Annotated in this window: 20 protein-coding genes; 12 read left to right on the top strand and 8 right to left on the bottom strand. The window is 67.7% G+C overall.

Annotated elements, in window-relative coordinates:
- Positions 1 to 160: 160 nt before the first annotated feature.
- Genes mutL through SF06_RS15225 form a run of 4 tightly spaced genes read right to left on the bottom strand, consistent with a single transcriptional unit; the run spans position 161 to position 5,398 of the window.
- Positions 161 to 2,035: a DNA mismatch repair endonuclease MutL gene (gene mutL / locus SF06_RS15240; protein WP_039562455.1), complete on the bottom strand. Its 1,875-nt coding sequence runs from the start codon at positions 2,033 to 2,035 to the stop codon at positions 161 to 163.
- Positions 2,032 to 3,423, bottom strand: coding sequence for an N-acetylmuramoyl-L-alanine amidase (locus SF06_RS15235; RefSeq protein WP_027591744.1), 1,392 nt, complete (start codon positions 3,421 to 3,423; stop codon positions 2,032 to 2,034). Before SF06_RS15235 ends, mutL begins: the two co-directional genes overlap by 4 nt.
- Positions 3,424 to 3,443: 20 nt before the next feature.
- A complete protein-coding gene (tsaE, locus tag SF06_RS15230; RefSeq protein WP_039562453.1) occupies positions 3,444 to 3,911 on the bottom strand; it encodes a tRNA (adenosine(37)-N6)-threonylcarbamoyltransferase complex ATPase subunit type 1 TsaE in 468 nt (155 codons plus the stop codon).
- The gene (locus SF06_RS15225; RefSeq protein WP_039562452.1) at positions 3,899 to 5,398 is read right to left on the bottom strand and encodes a bifunctional ADP-dependent NAD(P)H-hydrate dehydratase/NAD(P)H-hydrate epimerase; all 1,500 of its coding nucleotides are present in this window, start codon (positions 5,396 to 5,398) and stop codon (positions 3,899 to 3,901) included. Before SF06_RS15225 ends, tsaE begins: the two co-directional genes overlap by 13 nt.
- A 57-nt stretch (positions 5,399 to 5,455) precedes the next feature.
- Between SF06_RS15225 and queG the strand changes: the two genes are divergently transcribed.
- Complete coding sequence (gene queG, locus SF06_RS15220; RefSeq protein WP_039562451.1) at positions 5,456 to 6,520, top strand: tRNA epoxyqueuosine(34) reductase QueG; 1,065 nt, start codon at positions 5,456 to 5,458, stop codon at positions 6,518 to 6,520.
- A 133-nt stretch (positions 6,521 to 6,653) separates the two neighbouring features.
- On the opposite strand, the gene orn is transcribed toward queG, so the two are convergent.
- The gene (gene orn / locus SF06_RS15215) at positions 6,654 to 7,196 is read right to left on the bottom strand and encodes an oligoribonuclease (protein ID WP_039562449.1); all 543 of its coding nucleotides are present in this window, start codon (positions 7,194 to 7,196) and stop codon (positions 6,654 to 6,656) included.
- 159 nt (positions 7,197 to 7,355) lie between these two features.
- Between orn and rsgA the strand changes: the two genes are divergently transcribed.
- Positions 7,356 to 8,375, top strand: coding sequence for a small ribosomal subunit biogenesis GTPase RsgA (gene rsgA, locus SF06_RS15210; RefSeq protein WP_039562448.1), 1,020 nt, complete (start codon positions 7,356 to 7,358; stop codon positions 8,373 to 8,375).
- A gap of 56 nt (positions 8,376 to 8,431) precedes the next feature.
- Here rsgA and motB read toward each other — a convergent pair whose 3' ends face one another.
- Together motB and motA are read right to left on the bottom strand one after the other, a co-directional pair.
- Entirely contained in the window at positions 8,432 to 9,415 is a 984-nt protein-coding gene (gene motB, locus SF06_RS15205; protein WP_039562447.1) for a flagellar motor protein MotB, read from the bottom strand.
- Positions 9,416 to 9,424: 9 nt separating this feature from the next.
- Complete coding sequence (motA, locus tag SF06_RS15200) at positions 9,425 to 10,276, bottom strand: flagellar motor stator protein MotA (RefSeq protein ID WP_027591751.1); 852 nt, start codon at positions 10,274 to 10,276, stop codon at positions 9,425 to 9,427.
- A 104-nt stretch (positions 10,277 to 10,380) separates the two neighbouring features.
- Here motA and SF06_RS15195 point away from each other — a divergent pair, with 104 nt between their 5' ends.
- The 5 genes from SF06_RS15195 (at position 10,381) to SF06_RS15175 (ending at position 17,184) form a co-directional block, all read left to right on the top strand.
- Positions 10,381 to 11,940 (top strand): HDOD domain-containing protein, encoded by a 1,560-nt coding sequence (locus tag SF06_RS15195; RefSeq protein ID WP_052199844.1) that lies wholly within the window; start codon positions 10,381 to 10,383, stop codon positions 11,938 to 11,940.
- A 76-nt stretch (positions 11,941 to 12,016) separates the two neighbouring features.
- On the top strand, positions 12,017 to 12,835 hold the full coding sequence (locus tag SF06_RS15190; protein WP_039562445.1) for a rhodanese-like domain-containing protein: 819 nt from the start codon (positions 12,017 to 12,019) through the stop codon (positions 12,833 to 12,835).
- A 21-nt stretch (positions 12,836 to 12,856) separates the two neighbouring features.
- Positions 12,857 to 13,732, top strand: a complete 876-nt coding sequence (asd, locus tag SF06_RS15185; protein WP_039562443.1) for an archaetidylserine decarboxylase — start codon at positions 12,857 to 12,859, stop codon at positions 13,730 to 13,732.
- Between the two features lie 203 nt (positions 13,733 to 13,935).
- Complete coding sequence (locus SF06_RS15180; protein ID WP_027589016.1) at positions 13,936 to 16,020, top strand: EAL domain-containing response regulator; 2,085 nt, start codon at positions 13,936 to 13,938, stop codon at positions 16,018 to 16,020.
- A 90-nt stretch (positions 16,021 to 16,110) separates the two neighbouring features.
- Positions 16,111 to 17,184, top strand: a complete 1,074-nt coding sequence (locus SF06_RS15175) for an NAD(P)-dependent alcohol dehydrogenase (protein ID WP_039562441.1) — start codon at positions 16,111 to 16,113, stop codon at positions 17,182 to 17,184.
- A gap of 67 nt (positions 17,185 to 17,251) precedes the next feature.
- Here SF06_RS15175 and SF06_RS15170 read toward each other — a convergent pair whose 3' ends face one another.
- A complete protein-coding gene (locus SF06_RS15170; protein ID WP_027589018.1) occupies positions 17,252 to 18,220 on the bottom strand; it encodes a polyprenyl synthetase family protein in 969 nt (322 codons plus the stop codon).
- A gap of 242 nt (positions 18,221 to 18,462) precedes the next feature.
- On the opposite strand from SF06_RS15170, the gene rplU reads away from it, so the two are divergent.
- The 5 genes from rplU (at position 18,463) to SF06_RS15145 (ending at position 22,081) form a co-directional block, all read left to right on the top strand.
- Complete coding sequence (gene rplU / locus SF06_RS15165; RefSeq protein ID WP_039562440.1) at positions 18,463 to 18,774, top strand: 50S ribosomal protein L21; 312 nt, start codon at positions 18,463 to 18,465, stop codon at positions 18,772 to 18,774.
- Between the two features lie 22 nt (positions 18,775 to 18,796).
- On the top strand, positions 18,797 to 19,054 hold the full coding sequence (gene rpmA / locus SF06_RS15160; protein WP_027589020.1) for a 50S ribosomal protein L27: 258 nt from the start codon (positions 18,797 to 18,799) through the stop codon (positions 19,052 to 19,054).
- Positions 19,055 to 19,210: 156 nt separating this feature from the next.
- Entirely contained in the window at positions 19,211 to 20,431 is a 1,221-nt protein-coding gene (cgtA, locus tag SF06_RS15155; protein WP_039562433.1) for an Obg family GTPase CgtA, read from the top strand.
- 77 nt (positions 20,432 to 20,508) lie between these two features.
- Positions 20,509 to 21,627, top strand: a complete 1,119-nt coding sequence (gene proB / locus SF06_RS15150; protein ID WP_027589022.1) for a glutamate 5-kinase — start codon at positions 20,509 to 20,511, stop codon at positions 21,625 to 21,627.
- Between the two features lie 10 nt (positions 21,628 to 21,637).
- Positions 21,638 to 22,081 (top strand): CreA family protein, encoded by a 444-nt coding sequence (locus SF06_RS15145; protein ID WP_027589023.1) that lies wholly within the window; start codon positions 21,638 to 21,640, stop codon positions 22,079 to 22,081.
- The last annotated feature ends 161 nt before the right edge of the window (positions 22,082 to 22,242 follow it).

Genomic DNA, 22,242 nt, shown 5'->3' with positions numbered 1-22,242 from the left:
GCTGCTGCACATCGCCTATGGGGTGCTCAAATCCGGCCAGCCCTTCGACCCCAAACTGGCGCTTGCGCGGTAGGGAGCAAGACGGTATCTACGACCTACCAACTATGCATGGGCTGGTCAACGTGACGCGTTGGCCCGCATGGACAGTACCCATGGCCAATTACCTGCCGCGCAGGAACAGCTTATCCAGGTCGTCCATACCCAGCTGCGTCCAGGTCGGCCGACCGTGGTTGCACTGGCCGCTGCGCTCGGTGTGTTCCATATCGCGCAGCAGGGCGTTCATCTCCGGCACGGTGAGGCGGCGGTTGGCACGCACCGCGCCGTGGCAGGCCATGGTCGCCAGCAGCTCGTTGAGGTGTGCCTGGATGCGGTCGCTGCTGCCGTATTCCAGCAGATCGGCCAGCACGTCGCGCACCAGCTGTCCGGCCTGGGCCTGCTTGAGCAGTACCGGGATCTGGCGGATGGCCAGGCTCTCCGGCCCCAGGCGCTGAAGCTCGAAACCCAGGCGCTGGAACCAGGCATGGTGTTCCTCGGCGCAATCCGCCTCGCGCTGGCTGACCGCCAGGCTTTCCGGCACCAGCAACGGCTGGCCGCGTAACCCCTCGCTGGCCATGGCGGTCTTCAGCCGCTCGTAGGTGATGCGCTCGTGGGCCGCGTGCATGTCCACCAGCACCAGACCCAGGGCGTTCTCGGCCAGGATGTAGACGCCCTTGAGCTGGGCCAGGGCGTAGCCCAGCGGGGGAATGTCACCGCTGGATTCCGGCAGCGGCGCCACCTCGGCAGCTGGCAGCGGGGCGAAGTATTCGCGGTAGGCGCCCTGCAGCTCAGCCGCCGGCACCGGCTGCACGCCGCGCGGTGCATAGCCGCCCCCGTTGGCGGGTCGCCAGGCGGGGACGTCGGCGGGCCGCTCCAGCACCGTGGCGGCCAGACTCATTTCCGCCTGCGGGCCGAATTCGCCGGCGTCCAACCCCGTGGGGCGGACCATCGGCGCGACAGCGGCCGGTGCGGCCAGCTGATCCTCCGGACGCACCTCGCCCAGGGCGCGATGCAGGGTGCCGTAGAGAAAGTCGTGAATGGTGCGGCTGTCGCGGAAGCGCACCTCGTGCTTGGTCGGATGCACGTTGACATCCACCGTCGCCGGATCGAGCTCCAGGAACAGCACGAAGGTCGGATGCCGGCCGTTGTAGAGCACGTCGCGGTAGGCCTGGCGCACCGCGTGAGCAACCAGCTTGTCGCGCACCATGCGACCGTTGACGTAGAAGTACTGCAGGTCCGCCTGGCTGCGCGAGAAGGTCGGCAGGCCGACCCAGCCCCACAGGCGCAAGCCGTTGCGCTCGATCTCCACCGGCAGCGCCTGCTCCAGGAAGGCCGGCCCGCACACCGCCGCCACGCGGCGCGCACGGGTCTGTGCGTCGGATGCTTCATGCAGCGCCAGCACGCTCTTGCCGTTGTGGCGCAAATGGAAGGCCACATCGAAGCGCGCCAGCGCCAGGCGTCTGATGACTTCCTGCAGGTGCTCGAACTCGGTCTTCTCGGTGCGCAGGAACTTGCGCCGCGCCGGGGTGTTGAAGAACAGGTCGCGCACTTCCACGGTGGTGCCGACCGGATGCGCCGCCGGCTGCACGCGCGCCTCCATGTCACGCCCCTCGGTTTCCACCTGCCAGGCTTGGCCGGCATCGGCGGTGCGCGAGGTCAGGGTCAGGCGCGACACCGAACTGATCGAGGCCAGCGCCTCGCCACGAAAGCCCAGGCTGCTGACCGCTTCCAGATCGTCCAGCTCGCGGATCTTGCTGGTGGCATGGCGCGCCAGGGCCAGCGGCAGGTCGTCGGCCGGAATGCCGCCGCCATCGTCACGCACGCGCAACAGCTTGATACCGCCCTGTTCCACATCCACGTCGATGCGCCGGGCACCGGCATCCAGGCAATTCTCCAGCAGCTCCTTGATCACCGAGGCCGGGCGCTCGACCACCTCACCGGCGGCGATCTGGTTGGCCAGCCGCGGACTGAGCAGCTGGATACGACGAGTTTCACTCATGGCTGCACCGCCAGGCTGGTGGCGGGGATGCGCAGGGACTGGCCAATGCGGATCATGTCGCTATTCAGGTTGTTGGCTCGGCGCAGGCTGGCCAGGCTGACCTGGTAGCGCTGGGCGATCTGCAGCAGGTTCTCACCGGCGCTGACCACGTGGGTGCGCGCGATCGGCGCGGCTTCGGCCAGCAACTTGGCGTCCCGTTCCCAGGCCAGCAGCGTGCCCGGCGGCGGGCTGGCATGGAAGAACTGGCGGATGCCCTGATGAATCGAACGGGCCAGTGCCTGCTGGTGGCTGGACTTCTGCAGCTTGCTGGCCTCGCCCGGATTGGTGATGAAGCCGGTCTCCACCAGAATCGAGGGAATGTCCGGGGACTTGAGCACCATGAACCCGGCCTGTTCCACGCGCCGCTTGTGCAGCGGCGTGACGCGGCCCATCTGCGTCAACACCTTCTGGCCGACATCCAGGCTGGAGGACAGCGAGGCGGTCATCGACAGGTCGAGCAGCACACCGGCCAGCATGGGGTTCTTGTCGTCCAGACTGACGCCACCGTCGCCGCCGATCAGGTCTGAGCGGTTTTCCGTGTCGGCCAGCCAGCGCGCGGTTTCCGAGGTCGCGCCCCGGTCGGACAGGGCGAACACCGATGCCCCGGAGGCCGAGGTGCGCGGTGCGGCATCGGCGTGCACGGAAACGAACAGGTCGGCGCCCATCTTGCGGGCGATCTCGGTGCGCTTGCGCAACGGAATGAAATAGTCGCCGGTACGCACCAGCTGGGCCTTGAAGCCCTTTTCGGCGTTGATCTGGCGCTGCAGCTCGCGGGCGATGGCCAGCACCACGTCCTTCTCGCGCACCCCGCGCGGCCCCAGCGCGCCGGGATCTTCCCCGCCATGTCCGGCGTCGATGGCAATCAGCACGTCACGCTTGGCACTCGGCGAGGGGGCCAGCCGGACCGGTGGCACGGCCGCCGCGGTCGCCGTTGCAGCAGGGGTCTCCGGCGCCGCGCCTTCGTCGTACAGGTCCACCACCAGGCGATGGCCGTACTGCTGGTTGGGCGGGAGGGTGAAGCTGCGGGGCGTCACCCGTGCGCCCAGGTCCACGACGATGCGCAGTTCACTGGGCGTGCGCTGGGCGGAACGCAGCCCCTTGATGGGGGTGTTCTCCACGGAGAGCTGGTCCAGCGCAGCCTTCATCTGGCCGGCCGGAATGTCGATCACCAGGCGATCCGGCGCGCTGAGCGTGAACACGCTGTGTTCGGTCGGGCCGCCGAGGTCGAAGACCAGGCGGGTATTGTCCGGAGCCCGCCACAGGCGCACGCCCCGCACCTCGACGGCCATGGCTTCCGCCGTCAGCCCCAGGAGCATCGCAATCCCGACGAACGCAGCGGCGACTCGCATCAGTTTCTCCATCCGCTTGCTCATTCCGGCAGCGCCAGCGCTCGACACCAGGCCTCGCCGCGCGGGCTACGCGGGCTCAGGCGCAGCGCGCGACCGGCTTCATGGGGGGTAATGGTAATGTCCAGGTCCGCCCTTGGCAAAACGCCGGCGCCGCGCTGCGGCCACTCCACCAGGCACAGGGCATCACCGGTGAAGTAGTCGCGAATGCCGAGGAACTCCAGCTCCTCGGGGTCGACCAGGCGGTACAGGTCGAAGTGATAGATGCGCGCCGCGCCCAGCTCATAGGGTTCCACCAGGGTGAAGGTCGGACTCTTGACCGCCCCGGTATGCCCGAAGCCGCGCACGATGCCGCGCGACAGCGTGGTCTTGCCGGCGCCCAGGTCGCCGTGCAGGTAGATCACGCCCCGGCCCTCGCTGACCGTCGCCAGGCGCGCGCCCAGGGCCAGCATGGTCGCTTCGTCGGCGGCATACAGCATCAGTTCAGACATGGGGCATGCTCCTCCAGCACTTCTCGTATGACAGTCATCAGGTCGCGGGCAGCCAGCCCGCGACCGCCGGCGCCGAGCCGGACTCCCGCGCGGGCATGCAGCCAGACACCGAGAGCGGCGGCCTCGAAGGCCTGTAATCCCTGGGCACGCAACGCAGCCAGCAGGCCGGCCAGCACATCGCCGAGCCCGGCGCTGGCCATTGCCGGATGGCCCTGATCGCAGAGCACCAGCCGACCGTCCGGCGCGGCGACCAGGCTGCCGGCCCCCTTGAGCACCACCACGGCGCCGTAGCGCCGGGCCAGTGCCAGCGCCGCTCCGCGACGGTCGGCCTGGATCTCCCGGGTATCGACACCCAACAGCCGCGCCGCCTCGCCGGGATGCGGCGTCAGCAGCGCCTCACTCGGCAAACGAGCCGCGCCCGCCGCCAACAGGTTCAGCGCATCGGCATCCCAGACCTGCGGCTTGCCAGAGGCCGCCGCGGCGGACAGCAGGCTACGCCCCCAGGCGCCCTGCCCCAGCCCCGGCCCGACCACCAACTGACTGGCGCGATCCAGCAACGGCATCAGTTGGTTGGCGGAGGACACGCCGGCGGCCATCACTTCGGGACAACGCGCCAGGGAAGCGGCGGTGTTATCCGGCCGGGTCGCCAGCGATACCAGGCCCGCACCGCTGCGCAAGGCCATTTCCGCCGCGAGCAGGCCGGCGCCGCCGGTGCCGCGTTCGCCGCCCACCACCAGCACATGACCGAAGCGGCCCTTGTGATCGGTGGGCCGACGCGGCGCCAGGCGCGGCACCACCGAGCCATCCAGGCGTTGCGCCAGCCAGGGTGTGGCCGCGACCAGCGCCGCGTCGGCCTGCAGGTCGGCGAAGCGCAGCTCGCCCACCACGTCCGGGCCCACGCCGCTGAACAGGCCGAACTTCAGACCGATGAAGGTCACTGTCAGTTGCGCGCACACCACACTGCCCAGCGCCCGGCCGCTGTCGGCGCACAGACCCGAGGGAATGTCCACGGCGAGAACCGGCAGGCCGCTGGCGTTCATGGCGGCGATGGCGGCGGCATAGGGCTCGCGCACTTCGCCCTGCAGGCCGGTGCCCAGCAGCGCATCGACCAGCACGCCGGCCAGGTTCGCATCGGCCCGCCAGGGCTCGATTGACGCGCCGCCCTGGCGGGCCTCGGCATGCGCCAGCGCGGCATCGCCCCGTAGCTCGGCGGGATCGCACACCGCCAGCACGCGCACCTCAAGTCCGGCACGCACGGCCAGGGCCGCCAGCAGATAACCGTCGCCGGCATTGTTGCCGCGTCCGGCCAGCACGGTCAGTTGCCGGGCATCCGGCCAGCGCTGGCGCAGCGCGCGCCAGGCGGCATGCGCGGCGCGCTGCATCAGTTCGAACCCCGGCGTGCCGGCGGCGATCAGCCGGGCGTCGAGGTCACGCACCTGAGCAGCGGAATAGAGGGGAATGGGCAGTGGGTCGCGAGCGGGTGCCATGGGTAGCTCCGATGTCTGGCAGAATTATACGCATCTTCACCAGCCCGCCGCCCCGCCATGTCCGCCACGTTTCCCGATCTCGACACCCTGGCCCGGTCCATCAAGGACTGGGGCCGCGAGCTGGGCTTCCAGCAGGTAGGCATCGCCGATGTCGACCTCGGCACACATGAGCAATATCTGCAGGACTGGCTGGCCGCCGGCTACCAGGGCGAGATGGACTACATGGCCGCCCACGGTCACAAGCGCTCACGGCCAGCCGAACTGGTGGAAGGCACCCGCCGGGTGATCTCGGTACGCATGGACTACCTGCCCGGCGACACCGGCATGGCCGAACGCCTGGCCGACCCGGAGCAGGCCTATGTATCGCGCTACGCGCTGGGCCGCGACTACCACAAGCTGGTGCGCAAGCGCCTGCAGCAACTGGCCGAGCGCATCCAGGGCGTGGTCGGTCCGTTCGGCTATCGCGCCTTTGTGGACAGCGCACCGGTGCTGGAGAAGGCGGTGGCCCAGCAGGCGGGCCTCGGCTGGATCGGCAAGAACACCCTGCTGCTGAACCGCCAGGCCGGCAGCTGGTTCTTCCTCGGCGAGCTGTTCGTCGACCTGCCACTGCCGATGGACGAGCCCCACAACCGCGAGCACTGCGGCTCCTGCCGGGCCTGCCTGGACATCTGCCCGACCGGCGCGTTCGCCGGGGAACGCTTGCTGGATGCGCGACGCTGCATCTCCTACCTGACCATCGAGCTCAAGGGGGCGATTCCGCTGGAGCTGCGACCGCTGATAGGCAACCGGGTGTTCGGCTGCGACGACTGCCAGCTGGTCTGCCCGTGGAACCGCTTCGCGCGCCCCACTGGCGAAAGCGATTTCCTGCCGCGTCACGGCCTGGACAACAGCCAGTTGGCCGCGCTGTTCCGCTGGAGCGAGGAGGAGTTCCTGCAGCGCACCGAGGGCTCGCCACTGCGCCGCGCCGGCTACCAGCGCTGGCTGCGCAACCTGGCGGTGGGGCTGGGCAATGCGCCGAGCACCATCGCGGTGATCGAGGCGCTGGAGCTGCGGCGCGACGACCCGTCGGAGCTGGTGCGCGAGCATGTGGCCTGGGCGCTGGCGCGGCACGGGCGGGGGTAGCGTTCGGAAAGCTCGCGCTCCCACAAAAGGCGGCACCGAGTTCAACCGGTGGGAGCGAATTCGTTCGCGAGCGTTTGGGTTCGGTGCGCACCCGGCTGGCGGCCAGAAGAACGCTGACCGCCCTACGCGGCCCTCACGCCTTGATGAAATGCTCGCGGTAGTGGCGCAGCTCGGCGATGGATTCGCGGATGTCGTCCAGTGCCAGGTGGCTGCCCTTTTTCTGGAAGCTTTCCTTCACAGCCGGCGCCCACAGGTCGGCGAGGATCTTCAGGGTGGAGACGTCCAGGTTGCGGTAGTGGAAATAGGCTTCCAGGGTCGGCATGTGGCGGTAGAGGAAGCGGCGGTCCTGGCAGATGCTGTTGCCGCAGATCGGCGAGGCGCCCTTGGGCACCCATTCCTCCAGGAAGGCCAGGGTTAGCGCCTCGGCCTCGGCGGTTTCAATCCGGCTTTCGCGCACGCGCTGGGTCAGCCCGGACTGGCCATGGGTGCGGGTATTCCATTCATCCATGCCGGCGAGGATGTCGTCGCTCTGGTGGATGGCGATCACCGGGCCTTCGGCCAGCACGTTTAGCTGGCTGTCGGTGACGATGGTGGCCATTTCGATGATCTGATCCTTGTCCGGATCCAGTCCGGTCATTTCCAGGTCGATCCAGATCAGGTTCTGGGCATTCAGCATGACGGGGCTCCTTGGGTCGGGGCGGCGCAGTCTAGTGGTCCGACCGTCCGAATCAAATACTCCGCTTCCTGACGGCGCTTTGCCAGAACGAATCGTCGCACCCCGGGCGCCCCGGCGCGCCGTGATAGAATGCCGGCCTTTCTCCGACCAGGCTCCAGCATGTCCAAACGCCAACTCTCTCGCCGGCAAAACTGGCGCATCGGCAAGATCCAGGAAGAGCGCGCCGCACGCGCCGCCAAGCGCGAGGAGCGCATGCTCGACGAGCTGGAAGGCGGCGACCTGGGCCCGGAACAGCACGGTCTGGTGATTGCCCATTTCGGCGTGCAGGTGGATGTCGAAGACGGCCACGGGCAGATCTGCCGCTGCCACCTGCGCGCCAACCTGCCCACGCTGGTCACTGGCGACCGGGTGGTGTGGCGTGCCGGCAACCAGGGCCAGGGGGTGATCGTCGCCCAGCTGCCGCGCAGCAGCGAACTGTGCCGGCCGGACAGCCGCGGCCAGCTCAAGCCGGTGGCGGCGAATGTCGATCAGATCGTCATCGTCTTCGCGCCACTGCCGCAGCCGCACGCCAACCTGATCGACCGCTATCTGATCGCCGCCGAGCACGCCGGCATCCGCCCGTTGCTGCTGCTCAACAAGGCCGACCTGCTCGATGAGGACAACGCGGCGTTCATCGACAGCCTGCTGACCACCTATCGGCAGCTCGACTACCCCTTGCTGGAAGTTTCCGCCCACGAAGGCGCCGGTATGGACCAGCTGCGCGCGGCATTGGATGACCGCATCAGCGTGTTCGTCGGCCAGTCGGGGGTGGGCAAGTCGTCGCTGGTCAACAGCCTGCTGCCGGGGGTCGACCTGAAGGTCGGCGCGCTCTCGGAACTGACCGGCAAGGGCACGCACACCACCACCACGGCGCGGTTGTTCCATTTCCCGGAGGGCGGCGACCTGATCGACTCGCCCGGCATCCGCGAATTCGGTCTGGGCCATGTCAGCCGCGACGATGTGGAAGCCGGCTTCATCGAGTTCCGCGAACTGCTCGGTCGCTGCCGCTTCCGCGACTGCCGCCACGACCGGGAACCGGGTTGCGCCCTGCTGCAGGCGCTGGAGGAAGGACGCATCCAGCCGCAGCGACTGGCCAGCTACCGGCACATCATCGCCAGCCTGCCGGAACGCGAGTACTAGCAGCGCAACACCCCCCTTCCCCTCGCGGGAGAGGGTCGGGGAGAGGGGGACTGGCCTTATTGCTGCTTCAGCTCATCCATCTGCAGCGGGCCGTCGCGGAACAGGTCCATGCGCTGCTTCACCTCCTCGGCCGGCACCGGCGGCGGCGGCGTCTCCTGCGGCGCAGGGAGGCGGCCACCCGAGCCATCCGGCTCGCCTTCCATCGCCCGCTGCGCCTTACGGGTCAGCACCACGATATCGATGCGGCGGTTGGCCGGACTGTAGGGATCGGCGCGGTTGTACAGCGCCGCTGAGGCGTAACCGACCACCTGGGCAACGTTCTCCTCCGGATAGCCACCGGCCACCAGCGCCCGGCGGGCGGCGTTGGCGCGCTGGGTGGACAGCTCCCAGTTGCCCTCGAAACCGCGCGCCGCCGAGTACTGACGAGCATCGGTATGGCCGCTGAGGGTGATCTTGTTCGGCACGGTGACCAGAGTGTCGCCCAGGGCCAGCAGGATGTCCTCGAAGTACTCTTCCATGCGGTCGCTGCCTAGGGCGAACATCGGGCGATTCTCCGAATCCATGATCTGGATGCGCAGCCCGTCGCGGGTGCTCTCGATCAGGATCTGGTCCTTGAAACGCTGCAGCTCGGGGCTTTCCTCGATGACGTTCTGCAGCTCCAGGCGCAGCATTTCCAGACGCTCGAAATCCAGCTCGGCGGACAGGTTGCTGATCTCGTCGACGTCCACCGGATTGCTCAGTCCCTCGCTGAGCGGACCGTTCAGCTCGACGTTCTGGGTGCGATCCGGCGCCGGGTGCGGCGAGCCGCCCAGGTCGATGACGTGCTTGCTGGTCGAGCCGCTGAAGCCGATCGGGTCCTTGAAGTAGCCGGAGATGATCGCCCGCTGCAGCGGCGTGGACACCGACATCAGCCAGAGCACCAGGAAGAACGCCATCATGGCGGTCATGAAGTCGGCCAGGGCGATCTTCCAGGAGCCACCGTGATGGCCGCTGTCATAGCGCTTGATGCGCTTGATGATGATGGGCTGGTTGTTTTCCATCGCCTGTCATCAGCTCCCGCGCATCGCCTGTTCCAGCTCCTGGAAGCTGGGCCGATGCCCCGGCAGCAGCACCTTGCGTCCGAACTCCACCGCCAGGGTCGGCGGCAGGCCGGAGGCCGAGGCGATCAGGCTGGCCTTGATGGCCTCGTAGACGTTCAGCTCCTCGCGGGCGTCCTGCTCCAGGCACACCGACAGCGGGCCGATGAAGCCGTAGGCGGCCAGGATACCAAGGAAGGTACCCACCAGCGCCGCCGCCACGCTTTCACCGATGCGCGCCTGCTCGGCTTCGCCGAGCAGGGCCATGGTCATCACAATGCCCAGCACTGCGGCGACGATACCGAAGCCCGGCAGCGCGTCGGCCACCTTGCCCACCGAGTGGGAGGGGTGGTGCAGCTCTTCCTTGAGGCTGGCCAGCTCCATTTCGAAGAGGTTTTCCAGCTCGTGAGCGGCCATGTTGCCGCTGGTCATGATGCGCAGGTAGTCGCAGATGTACGCCACCATGCGCTCGTCGTTCAGCACGCTAGGGTACTTGGCGAAGATGGGACTTTCGTGGGGTTCCTCGATGTCGCCCTCGATGGCCATCATGCCTTCACGCCGGCTCTTGGTGAGGATGTCGTAGATCAGCCGCAGCACTTCCAGGTAATAGGCCCGGTTGTAGCGCGAGCTGAACATGCGCAGCGATTTCTTGATGATGCGCCACGAGTTGTGGCCACGGTTCGACTGGATGAACGCGCCCAGCGCCGCACCACCGATGATGATCAGCTCGAACGGATGGATCAGCGCCATGATCTTGCCGCCCGCGAGCGCGAAGCCGCCCAGCACGCTGCTGAATACGACGAGAATACCGATGATTTTTGCCATGACTGAAGACTACGAATCCTGGAGGAAGCGGACGACCGGTTATGCCCTAGTGGTTATCGGCGCCCTTCAGGCAAACTGAAGGCGAATTTTTCAGGTACGCGCCAATGCCCATGCCAGACCCTTCCGCGCCGCCCCGCAGCCTCGACGCCTGGCTTGAACGCCTGGACGCGACGAGCCTGCCCATTTCCGACCGGCAACGCGAGCAGTTGCACCGCGAACTGCGCCGTGGCGACCGTCCGCTGCGCATCATCGCCCAGCGACTGCAGACCTGTCCGGCCCTGACCCTGGCCCTCTTGCGCGAAGCCAATCGCCACGCACCCGGCCCGCTGGGCAGTGACAGCGAGCACCTGGAAAGCGCCCTGGTACGCCTCGGCCTGAGTCGCGCCGCGACCATCCTGCAGGAACTTCCGGAACGCAACGCGACCACCCTGCCGCCGGCCCTGATCCAGTTGCTGCTGATCAGCCAGCACGCCCAACACCAGGCCGCCGGCCTGTTCGCCACCCGCATGGCGCGCCTGGAGGGCGAGATTCTCTGCGCCAGCCTGCTGTTCCTGGCGCCGTTCTGGGCGCTGGCCCAGGCCTTCCCCGACCTGCTGCAACGCTGGGAAGCGCGTGTGATCGGCGAGCACCAGCCGGCCCGCACGGTGGAACAGGATCTGTTCGGCGTGCCGCTGGTGGAACTGGGCCAGGCGCTGGCCCGGCGCTGGCGACTGCCCGAGGCGGTGATCCTTAGCTACCAGGCGCTGGGCCAGGAGCGCGACGCCCTGATCCGTTGCCTGCGCCTGGCACGGCGGCCCGGCACGCACCCGCTGCAGCGCCTGCAGGACGAGGACTCCGAGCAGTTGCGCTGGCTGACCCGCCCCAGCCACAGCGCCCTGTTCGCCAACGCCCTCGCGCTGGCCGCCCACAGCGCCTGGGATGATGCCCGCAGCCTGCGCTGGCAGCGACTGACGGCGCTCTATCTCGACCTGCCCCTGGCGCGCGTGCAGACGCAGACTCACGGCCTGGCGGCGGACAGCGCCCGCCTGCTGCCGGCGGGCCCGGCCTGGCACCCGGCCCAGGCGCTGCTCTGGCCGGCAGGCTGCCGCAGGCCGCCACCCCCTGAGCCGCCCTCGCTGCTTTCCAGCTTCTTCCGCCCGGAACAATGGAGCCGCCTGTGCGAGCGTTTCAGCCAGCAGCCGAGCGCCTTCGCCAATCTGCCACACCTGCTCGCCAGCGCCGCGCAAGCCCTGGAACTGTGCGGGCTGCAGCGCTTCGCCCTGCTCTGTACGGACCGCCAGGGCCAGTTGATCGCCCTGCATCAGCAAGGCCTGCCGCCCCGCACGCCCCGCCTGAAGGCCGACCCGGGGCATTGGCCGCTGTTGCCGCAACTGATTGCGCAATCGGTGCTGGTGCACGTCTCGCCGCAGCGCAACGCCGGGCTGTGTCGCAAGCTGCCGCCGGCCATCCGCGAACAGTTCGATGGGCGCCATATGGTCATGCGCGGCTTCGATCTGGGCGGGCGCAACGGCCTGGTGCTGTTCGGCGACCAGCACGGCATGCCCTTCTCGGATCGCCAGCTGGAGCTGCTGGAGAAGACCGCGCGGGTGATCGAGCGTGGCACGCTGGCCTTCGGTCGGCGCGGCGCGCCAGCCACTGCGGCAGCCGTACCGCCGGCGCCCTGACCGTCTCGTCGGCGGGCCCACTGCCGTACGGGCGGCTTTTCGCTACAATCGCCCGCCCTTTTCCTGGAGAGCCGCCGTGAGCGACGTCTTTTCCGAACTGCCGCTGGTGATCGAACCGTCGGACCTGCTGCCGCGCCTGTCGGCGCCCGAGCTGATCCTGGTCGACCTGACCAGCAGCGCCCGCTATGCAGAGGGTCATATTCCCGGCGCTCGCTACATCGACCCCAAGCGCACTCAGCTTGGCCAGCCGCCGGCGCCCGGCCTGCTGCCGCCCCGCGAGCATCTGGAAGAGCTGTTCGGCGATCTCGGCCACCGGCACGGTGCGGTCTACGTGGTGTACGACGACGAAGGCGGCGGCTGGGCCGGCCGCTTCATCTGGCTGCTGGACATCATTGGCCAGCGCCGTTACCACTACCTGAATGGCGGCCTGCATGCCTGGTTGACCGCCGGCCTGCCGCTCAGCCACGACGTCCCGCCGCGCGCCGGCGGCCCGGTGCAGCTGCGCCTCGACGAGACACCCATCGCCAGCCTCGACTACCTGCAGAGCCGCCTGGGCGCCGACGACCTGGTGATCTGGGACGCCCGTTCGCCCGCCGAATACCGGGGCGAGAAGGTGCTGGCTGCCAAGGGTGGGCACATCCCGGGGGCGGTGAACTACGAATGGACCGCCGGGATGGATGGCGCGCGTGCCCTGCGCATTCGTGCGAACATCGCCGAACAGCTGCAGGCCCTGGGCATTACCCCGGACAAGGAAATCATCACCCACTGCCACACCCATCACCGCTCGGGCTTCACCTATCTGGTGGCCAAGGCGCTCGGCTACCCGCGCGTCAAAGGCTATGCCGGCTCCTGGTCGGAATGGGGCAACCATCCCGACACGCCCGTCGAACTCTAGGCTCAGACCCAAGGAACCTTCATGTCCTTCAAAGACCGCCTGTTCATCCTCAGTCAGTACCTGACGCCCCATCACCTGCTGTCGCGCCTGGCCGGCTGCCTGGCCGAATGCCGGATCGGCTGGGTGAAGAGCACTTTCATCCGCCGTTTCGCCGAGCACTTCCAGGTGGACATGAGCCAGGCCCAGGTCGAGGACCTGAACGCCTACGCCCATTTCAACGATTTCTTCACCCGCGCCCTGAAGGAAGGCGCCCGCCCGCTGGACACGACGCCCGGCGCCATCCTCTGCCCGGCCGACGGCACCGTCAGCCAGCTCGGCGCGATCACCGACGGGCGCATCTTCCAGGCCAAGGGCCACAGCTTCAGCGCGCTGGAGCTGCTGGGCGGCGACGCCGAGCGCGCCGCGCCGTTCATGGGTGGCCAGTTCGCCACCGTCTACCTGTCGCCGCGCGACTATCACCGCGTGCACATGCCGCTGGGCGGCACCCTGCGCGAGATGGTCTACGTGCCCGGTCGACTGTTCTCGGTCAACCAGACCACCGCGGAAAACGTACCCGAGCTGTTCGCCCGCAACGAGCGCGTGGTCTGCCTGTTCGACACCGAGCGCGGGCCGATGGCCGTCGTGCTGGTCGGCGCCATGATCGTCGCCAGCATCGAAACGGTCTGGGCCGGCCTGGTCACGCCGCCCAAGCGTGCGCTGAAGAGCTTCCGCTATGACGAGGCGGCCCGCGCACCCATAAGCCTGGAGAAAGGCGAAGAAATGGGCCGCTTCAAGCTGGGCTCGACCGCCATCGTGCTGTTCGGACCCAACCAGGTCGACTGGGACGAACAACTGGCCGCCCTCAGCCCCGTGGTCATGGGCCAGCGACTGGGCATGGCGCACGACGGCGCCCAGTAAGCCTGCCGGGCCGGGTTCATCCCGGCCCACCCCGGCCAGCCCGATTCCGCGCGGCCGACATAACGCCTCCCCACCCGGCCTGCCGCACCCCAAGCGACCCACGTCACAGCTTCGGCCGGGCGTTTTGACGCGCCGCGCGCCGCGCCGCAAGATTCCGGGCACACCCTCCAGCGTTATTCGCCCGCCCGGGCCGCGTCCTCTCCATGACCATCGACAAGAAGACCATTCGCCTGCTGCTGCTCGAAGACTCGCAAAACGAGGCCGAGCGCCTGGTCAGCCTGTTTCGCAACGCCGGGCGCGCCACCCGCGTGCAGCGCCTGACCTCGGCCGAAGACCTGCAAAGCACCCTGCAACAGACCTGGGACCTGCTGATCTGCGCACCCAGCAGCCAGCTGCTGCCCCCCGAGGAGGTGGTGCACGCCATTCGCCGCCAGGCCAAGGACCTGCCGATCATCCAGTTGGTGCCCGCCGGCATGCCGACCCGCGACATCAGCGACGCGATTGTCGAGGCCATGAGCCTGGGCGCTCAGGATGCCCTGCCGCAGGGCGAGGACGAACGCCTGATGCGCGTCGCCGAGCGCGAACTGGCCAACCTGGAGGAGCGTCGCGCCCGCCGCGCCGCGGAAGTGGCGCTGCACGAAGCGGAGAAGCGCTGCCAACTGCTGCTCGACAGCTCAGTGGATGCCATCGCCTACGCGCATGACGGCATGCATATCTATGCCAACCGCGCCTACCTGGAGCTGTTCGGCTATGCCGACGCCGACGAGCTGGAAGGCATGCCGATGATCGACCTGATCGGTGCCAGCGATCAGAGTGCCTTCAAGGACTTCCTCAAGGGCTACCAGAGTGGCAATGGCCGCAGCGAACTCAACTGTGGCGGCGTGCGCACGGATGGCGAGACGTTCCGCGCCCGCATGCATTTTTCCCCGGCCAGCTATGACGGCGAGCCCTGCATTCAGGTGGTGATCCGCCGTGATGCAGACAACGCCGAGCTGGAGGAGCGGTTGCGCGAGGCGAGCACCCTCGACCCGCTGACCGGCCTGTACAACCGCCCGCATTTCCTGGAGCTGATGGATGCCGCCGCCGAGCGCGCGGTGAATGCCGGCCAGCCGTCCGCCCTCGCCTACCTGCAACTGAACCACTACGCCCAGTTGCTCAGCGAACTGGGTGTCACCGACATCGGCCTGCTGCTGACCGAGCTGGCGCGCTGGCTGCCCGGCCAGTTGCCCGCCGAGGCGTACCTGGCGCGCTTCAGCGACGAGGTCTTCACCGTCCTGTACACCGGGCACACTCCGGAGCAGCTGCAGACGCCGCTGGAGGCGCTGCTCAAGCGCCTGGAGGGCCACCTGTTCGACATCCACGGCCGCAGCGTGCAGGCCAGCCTGGGCATCGGCCTCGCCGGCCTGAGCGAAAAGACCGCCCGCGCCCAGGACGTGATCGACCGTGCCCACCGTTGCGCCGACAGCCTGGAGGGACGCGCCGGCCTCAAGCTGCACGACCCGACCGAGGAGCTGGCCGCCGAAGCCAGCCGCGGCAACCTGGAGGCCATGGTGCGCCAGGCACTGGATAACAACGGTTTCCGGCTGCTGTTCCAGCCGATCATCAGCCTGCGCGGCGACACCCAGGAGCACTACGAAGTGCTGTTGCGACTGGCCTCGCCCCAGGGCGAGGAACTGTCGCCGCCGGACTTCCTGGACGCCGCCCGCCAGGCCGGACTGGCGGTACGGATCGACCGCTGGGTACTGCTCACGGCGGTCAAACAGCTGGTCGAGCACCTGGCCAAGGGACACAGCACGCGCCTGTTCATCCACCTGAGCGATGCCAGCCTGCAGGACCCCGGCCTGCTGCCCTGGCTCACCACGGTGCTCAAGGCCGCACGCCTGCCCGCCGACAGCCTGGTGCTGCAACTGCGCGAAACCGATGCCGTCAGCTACCTCAAGCAGGCCAAGGCGCTGGCCGAAGGGCTGCACGCGTTGCACTGCAAGGTCGCCCTGGTGCAGTTCGGCTGCGCGCTCAACCCGCTCAACACCCTGCGCCACCTGGCTGCCGACTACGTCAAGCTGGACGCTTCCTTCACGCGCGAGCTCGGCCAGCCGGAGCAGCTTGAAGGCATCAAGACCCTGCTGGCCGGCCTGCATGCCCAGAACCGGCTGAGCATCATGCCCGCAGTGGAAACCGCCAGCGCGCTGTCCAGCCTCTGGCAGGCCGGGGTGAACTATATCCAGGGCCATTACCTGCAGAGCCCGGCTGCCACCATGAACTACGACTTCGCGGCCGGCGAGGAGTAACCGCCCGGCGCGCGACAATGCACCGCCGCGACCGGGGGCCATTCCTGGGACTAGAGTGTCCTGACACTCTTCCCTACCCAGGAGCGTGCCATGGCCATGATGAAAGCCGCCGTGTTCGTCGAACCCGGCCGCATCGAACTGCAGGAAAAACCCATCCCAGAGGTCGGTCCCAACGACGCGCTGCTGCGCATCACGACCACCACCATCTGCGGCACCGACGTCCACATCCTCAAGGGTGAATACCCGGTGGCGCGCGGCCTGACCATCGGCCACGAACCGGTCGGCATCATCGAGAAACTGGGCAGCAACGTGAAGGGCTATCAGGAAGGCCAGCGGGTGATTGCCGGCGCAATCTGCCCGAGCTTCACCTCCTACGCCTGCCAGGACGGCGTGCCGAGCCAGGACGGCGGCTGCAGCTGCCATGGCTACAAGCCGATGGGCGGCTGGCGCTTCGGCAACAGCATCGATGGCGTGCAGGCTGAATATGCGCTGGTGCCCGATGCACAGGCCAACCTCGCACCAATACCGGACGGCCTCAGCGACGAGCAGGTGCTGATGTGCCCGGACATCATGTCCACCGGTTTCGCCGGCGCCGAGGCGGCCCATATCCGTATCGGCGACATCGTCGCGGTATTCGCCCAGGGGCCGATCGGCCTGTGTGCCACCGCCGGTGCGCGCTTGCGTGGCGCCAGCACCATCATCGTGGTGGACGGCGTGGACCAGCGCCTGGAAGTCGCCCGCCGCATGGGCGCCGACGTGACGCTGAACTTCCGCAACGTCGACGTGGTAGACGAGATTCTGAAACTGACCGGCGGGCGTGGCGTGGACGCGTCCATCGAGGCGCTGGGTACCCAGACCACCTTCGAGCAGGCGCTGCGGGTGCTCAAGCCCGGCGGCACGCTGTCCAGCCTGGGGGTCTATTCCCAGGACCTGAGCATTCCACTGGGCGCCTTCCATGCCGGCCTGGGCGACCACAAGATCATTACGTCGCTGTGCCCGGGCGGCAAGGAACGCATGCGGCGGCTGCTCAATGTGGTGGCCTCCGGCCGGGCGGACTTCGGCGCGCTGGTCACCCATCACTACCGGCTGGACAACATCGTCGAGGCCTACGACCTGTTCTCCCACCAGCGCGACGGGGTGTTGAAGGTAGCGATAAAACCCTGAGGTCCTAGAGCGGTCGGCGTTTTTCCGGCCGCCGTCGGGGGGGGGCGACGCCAGACGTCACCTGGCCTCAGTGGGTACGGGCGACCGCGAAGCGGGTCAGTTCTTCCAGGGCCTGGCGATGCTCGGAATCCGGCAGCACCTCCAGGCAGGCAATGGCACGATCGGCATACTCGCGGGCCAGCCTGGCGGTGTAGTCCAGCGCGCCGGCGGCTTCCACGGCCTCGCGGATGCGCTCCAGGTCCTCGATGCCGCCCTTCTGGATAGCCTGGCGCACCAGCGCGGCCTGTTCGGCGTTGCCTTCGCGCATGGTGTAGATCAGCGGCAGGGTCGGCTTGCCTTCGGCCAGATCGTCGCCGACGTTCTTGCCCAGGGTTTCGGCGTCGCCCTTGTAGTCCAGCAGGTCGTCGACCAGCTGGAAGGCGATGCCCAGGTTGTCGCCGAACTGGCGCAGCGCTTCAGCCACGTCCGCCGGGGTCTGGGTCAGCACCGCCGCGCTGTGGGTCGAGGCCTCGAAGAGCATCGCGGTCTTGCCGCGGATGACTTCCATGTAGGTTTCTTCGGTGGTGCTGGCGTCGCGCACCTTGGACAGCTGCAGCACTTCGCCTTCGGCGATCACCCGGGTGGCCTGGGAGATGATGCGCATCACCGGCATGGAGCCCAGCGTGACCATCATTTCGAACGAGCGCGCATACAGGAAGTCGCCGACCAGCACGCTGGGCGCGTTGCCCCACAGCGCGTTGGCGGTGGAACGGCCACGGCGCATGCCGGACATGTCCACCACATCGTCATGCAGCAGGGTCGAGGTATGCAGGAACTCGATGATCGCCGCCAGCAGGCGCAGATCGTCCTGGCGGTAACCGAGGGCGCGCCCGGCGAGCAGGACCAGCAGCGGGCGCAGGCGCTTGCCGCCGGCCGAGATGATGTAGTCGCCGATCTTTTCCACCAGGGGAACGCGCGAGCTGAGCTGCTGGCGGATGATCTCGTCGACGGCGGCGAAATCGTCCGCTACCACGCGATGGAAAAGTTGCGGTTGCACGGCGTATCTCACACTTGCAGGATTGCGCGGCATGCTAGGGGCCGCCCCAGACACTGTCAAGGCGAGGCCCCGCGCCGCTTGCGCCGCCTGGGTGCCTTGCGTACAATCGCGCACCCTGAACTTTCCTGGGCAATTTCCCTGCCTTACGCAAATGCTCGGCGACCCTTCGAACCCGAGCAGCCATGCCAGCCAATACCTCCTCCTATAAAGCGCTGGGTGAGCAGGATCAACGGAGATATTCCATGTACGCTGTAATCGTTACCGGTGGCAAACAATACAAGGTCGCCGAAGGTGAATTCCTGAAGGTCGAGAAGCTGGAAGTCGCCACTGGCGAATCCATCAGCTTCGACCGCGTGCTGCTGGTCGGCAACGGCGACGACGTCAAGATCGGCGCTCCGGTCGTAGAAGGCGCCAAGGTGACTGCTGAAGTCATCGGCCAGGGCCGTCATGACAAGGTGACCATCATCAAGTTCCGTCGCCGCAAGCACCACATGAAGCGCCAGGGCCACCGTCAGTGGTTCACCGAAATCAAGATCACTGGCATTCAGGCCTGATCCCTTTAGGAGGATTTGACTCATGGCACACAAAAAAGCTGGCGGTTCTACCCGCAACGGCCGCGACTCAGAAAGCAAACGCCTTGGCGTGAAGCTGTTCGGCGGCCAGGCTGTCAAGGCCGGCAACATCATCGTGCGTCAGCGCGGCACCCAATACCACGCTGGCTACGGCGTGGGCATCGGCAAGGATCACACCCTGTTCGCGAAAGTGGACGGTGCGATCAAGTTCGAAGTGAAGGGCGCCTTCGGCCGTCGCTACGTGAGCGTCGTGACTGCCTAAGTCCGCGCTTGCTGAAAAAGCCCCGTCCGTGCGACGGGGCTTTTTTGTTTCTGTATCCTAGTGGCCGCCAGGAGCCTGTCGGACGTTCGACAGGCCCTCAGGCCCTGGGCTGATTCACCCGATTCATACTGCCCGCCCACGGGCGGGAGGCGCTCCATGAAATTCGTCGATGAAGTATCGATCTCTGTAAAGGCCGGCGACGGCGGCAATGGCATGATGAGCTTCCGCCGCGAGAAGTTCATCGAAAAGGGCGGCCCCAACGGCGGTGACGGGGGCGACGGCGGCTCCGTGTACCTGGAAGCCGTGGAAAACTTCAACACCCTGGTGGACTACCGCTATACCCGCCGCTTCCAGGCCCAGAATGGCCAGAAGGGCGGCAGCACCGACTGCACCGGCGCCAAGGGCGAGGACCTGATCCTGCCGGTGCCGATCGGCACCACGGTGATCGACGCCAACACCCAGGAAATCATTGGCGACCTCGTCAAGGCGGGGCAACGCCTGCTGGTCGCTCAGGGCGGCTGGCACGGCCTGGGCAACACCCGCTTCAAGTCGAGCACCAACCGCGCGCCGCGCCAGACCACACCCGGCAAGCCCGGCGAATCCCGCGACCTCAAGCTGGAGCTCAAGGTGCTGGCCGATGTCGGCCTGCTCGGCCTGCCCAACGCCGGCAAGAGCACCTTCATCCGCGCAGTGTCCGCCGCCAAGCCGAAGGTCGCCGATTACCCCTTCACCACCCTGATCCCCAACCTGGGCGTGGTCAGCGTGGCCCGCTACAAGAGCTTCGTGGTCGCCGACATTCCCGGCCTGATCGAAGGTGCGTCGGAGGGCGCCGGCCTGGGCATCCGCTTCCTCAAGCACCTGGCGCGCACCCGCCTGCTGCTGCACCTGGTGGACATCGCCCCGCTGGATGAGAGCGACCCGGCTGACGCCGCCGAGACGATTCTCAACGAACTGGGCAAGTTCAGCCCGGCGCTGCTGGAGCGTGAACGCTGGCTGGTGCTGAACAAGGCCGACCAGATCCTCGACGAGGAGCGCGAGGAGCGTCTGAAGCACATCGTCGAGCGCCTGGACTGGAAGGGCCCGGTCTACGTGATCTCCGCGCTGGAGAGCGAAGGCACCGACGCGCTGAGCAAGGACATCATGCGCTACCTGGACGAGCGCGATCAGCGCATCGCCGAGGATCCGGAGTACGCCCAGGCGCTGGAAGAGCTCAACCAGCGTATCGAGGACGAGGCGCGCGCCCGCCTGCAGGCACTGGACGACCGCCGCGCCCTGCGCCGCGCCGGCCTGAAGAGCGTCGACGACGTGGACGACGACGATTTCGACGATTACGAGGACGACGAGGACGGTCCGGAAATCATCTACGTCAGGGACTGACGACAAACCCACGGCGCCGCTTCTCCAAGCGGCGCCGTGCTGATTGACTCACGGCTTTGCGAAGGCAGAACAAAGACATGCGCGACAAGGTGACCGGCGCCAGGCGCTGGGTAGTGAAGATTGGCAGCGCCCTGCTGACCGCCGACGGCAAGGGGCTGGACCGGGCGGCAATGGACACCTGGGTGAAGCAGATGGTCGCCCTGCGCCAGGCGGGCGCGGAACTGGTGCTGGTATCCTCCGGCGCGGTGGCGGCCGGCATGAACCGGCTTGGCTGGGCCGAACGCCCCAAGGCCATGCACGAGCTGCAGGCCGCCGCCGCGGTGGGCCAGATGAGCCTGATCCGCGCCTGGGAAAGCAGCTTCGCCGAGCACGGCCTGCAGACTGCGCAGATCCTGGTCACCCATGACGACCTGTCGGACCGCAAGCGCTACCTGAACGCCCGCACCACCCTGCGCACCCTGGTGGACCTGGGCGTGATCCCGGTGATCAACGAGAACGACACGGTGGTCACCGATGAGATCCGCTTCGGCGACAACGACACCCTGGCCGCGCTGGTGGCCAACCTGGTGGAAGCCGATCTGCTGGTGATCCTCACCGACCGCGACGGAATGTTCGACGCCGACCCGCGCCACAACCCCGACGCCAAGCTCATCTACGAAGCCCGCGCCGACGACCCGCAACTGGACGCCGTGGCTGGCGGCAGCGCCGGCGCCCTGGGGCGTGGCGGCATGCAGACCAAGCTGCGTGCCGCGCGCGTGGCGGCACGTTCCGGCGCCTACACGGTGATCGTTGGCGGCCGCATCGAGAGCGTTCTCGATCGCCTCAAGACCGGCGAGCGCCTGGGCACGCTGCTCAGCCCCGAACAGAGCCGCCACGCCGCCCGCAAGCAGTGGCTGGCCGGCCACCTGCAGATGCGCGGCACGCTGACGCTGGACGCCGGCGCCGTGCGCGCCCTGCGCGACGGACACAAGAGCCTGCTGCCGGTCGGCGTCAAGGCCGCCTCCGGCAACTTCCGGCGCGGCGAGATGGTGGTCTGCGTCGGCCCGCAGGGCGAGGAGGTCGCCCGCGGACTGGTGAACTACAGCGCGGCGGAGACCCAGAAGATCATCGGCCATCCGACCACCGACATCGAGGAGCTGCTTGGCTACATCGACGGCCCCGAGCTGATCCACCGCGACAACCTGATCCTGGTCTGAGGACACATCCATGCGCGCACTGGCCCTGGCCACCCTGCTCTTTTCGCCCCTCGCCCTGGCCGAAACCATCGGCGAGGTTTCCACGGTGTTCAAGTGGCTGGGGCCCAACGACAAGGTGGTGGTCGAGGCCTTCGATGACCCCAAGGTCGAGGGCGTGACCTGCTACCTGTCGCGCGCCAAGACCGGCGGGGTCAGCGGCGGCCTGGGCCTGGCCGAGGATCGCTCCGAGGCCTCGCTCGAATGCCTGCAGACCGGCGCGATCCGCTTCAAGGGCGAGCTGAAGGATGGCGAGGAGGTGTTCAAGGAGCGTACTTCGCTGGTCTTCAAGAGCATGCAGGTGGTGCGCTTTCACGACCAGAAGCGCAACACGCTGGTGTATCTGGTCTACAGCGACCGGATCATCGAAGGCAGTCCGCAGAACTCGCTGACGGCGGTGCCGATCCGGCCCTGGTAGCCCCATGGCCTATGCAGGGGGCGGACTTGTCCGCGCGCTGTTCGCGCAGGCCGCCGCCAGAAGCTCGCGAATGAATTCGCTTGTATGTTTGTGCCTGTCGGGGATGAGGGACCAAGTTCGCATCTGACGCAAGTACAGACCGTGGGAGAGATCGTCCCGCC

The organism is Pseudomonas flexibilis, assembly GCF_000802425.1.
Lineage (GTDB): Bacteria > Pseudomonadota > Gammaproteobacteria > Pseudomonadales > Pseudomonadaceae > Serpens > Serpens flexibilis.
The sequence above is the reverse complement of the archived record's forward strand: the minus strand, read 5'-3'. Positions and strand labels throughout refer to the sequence as shown.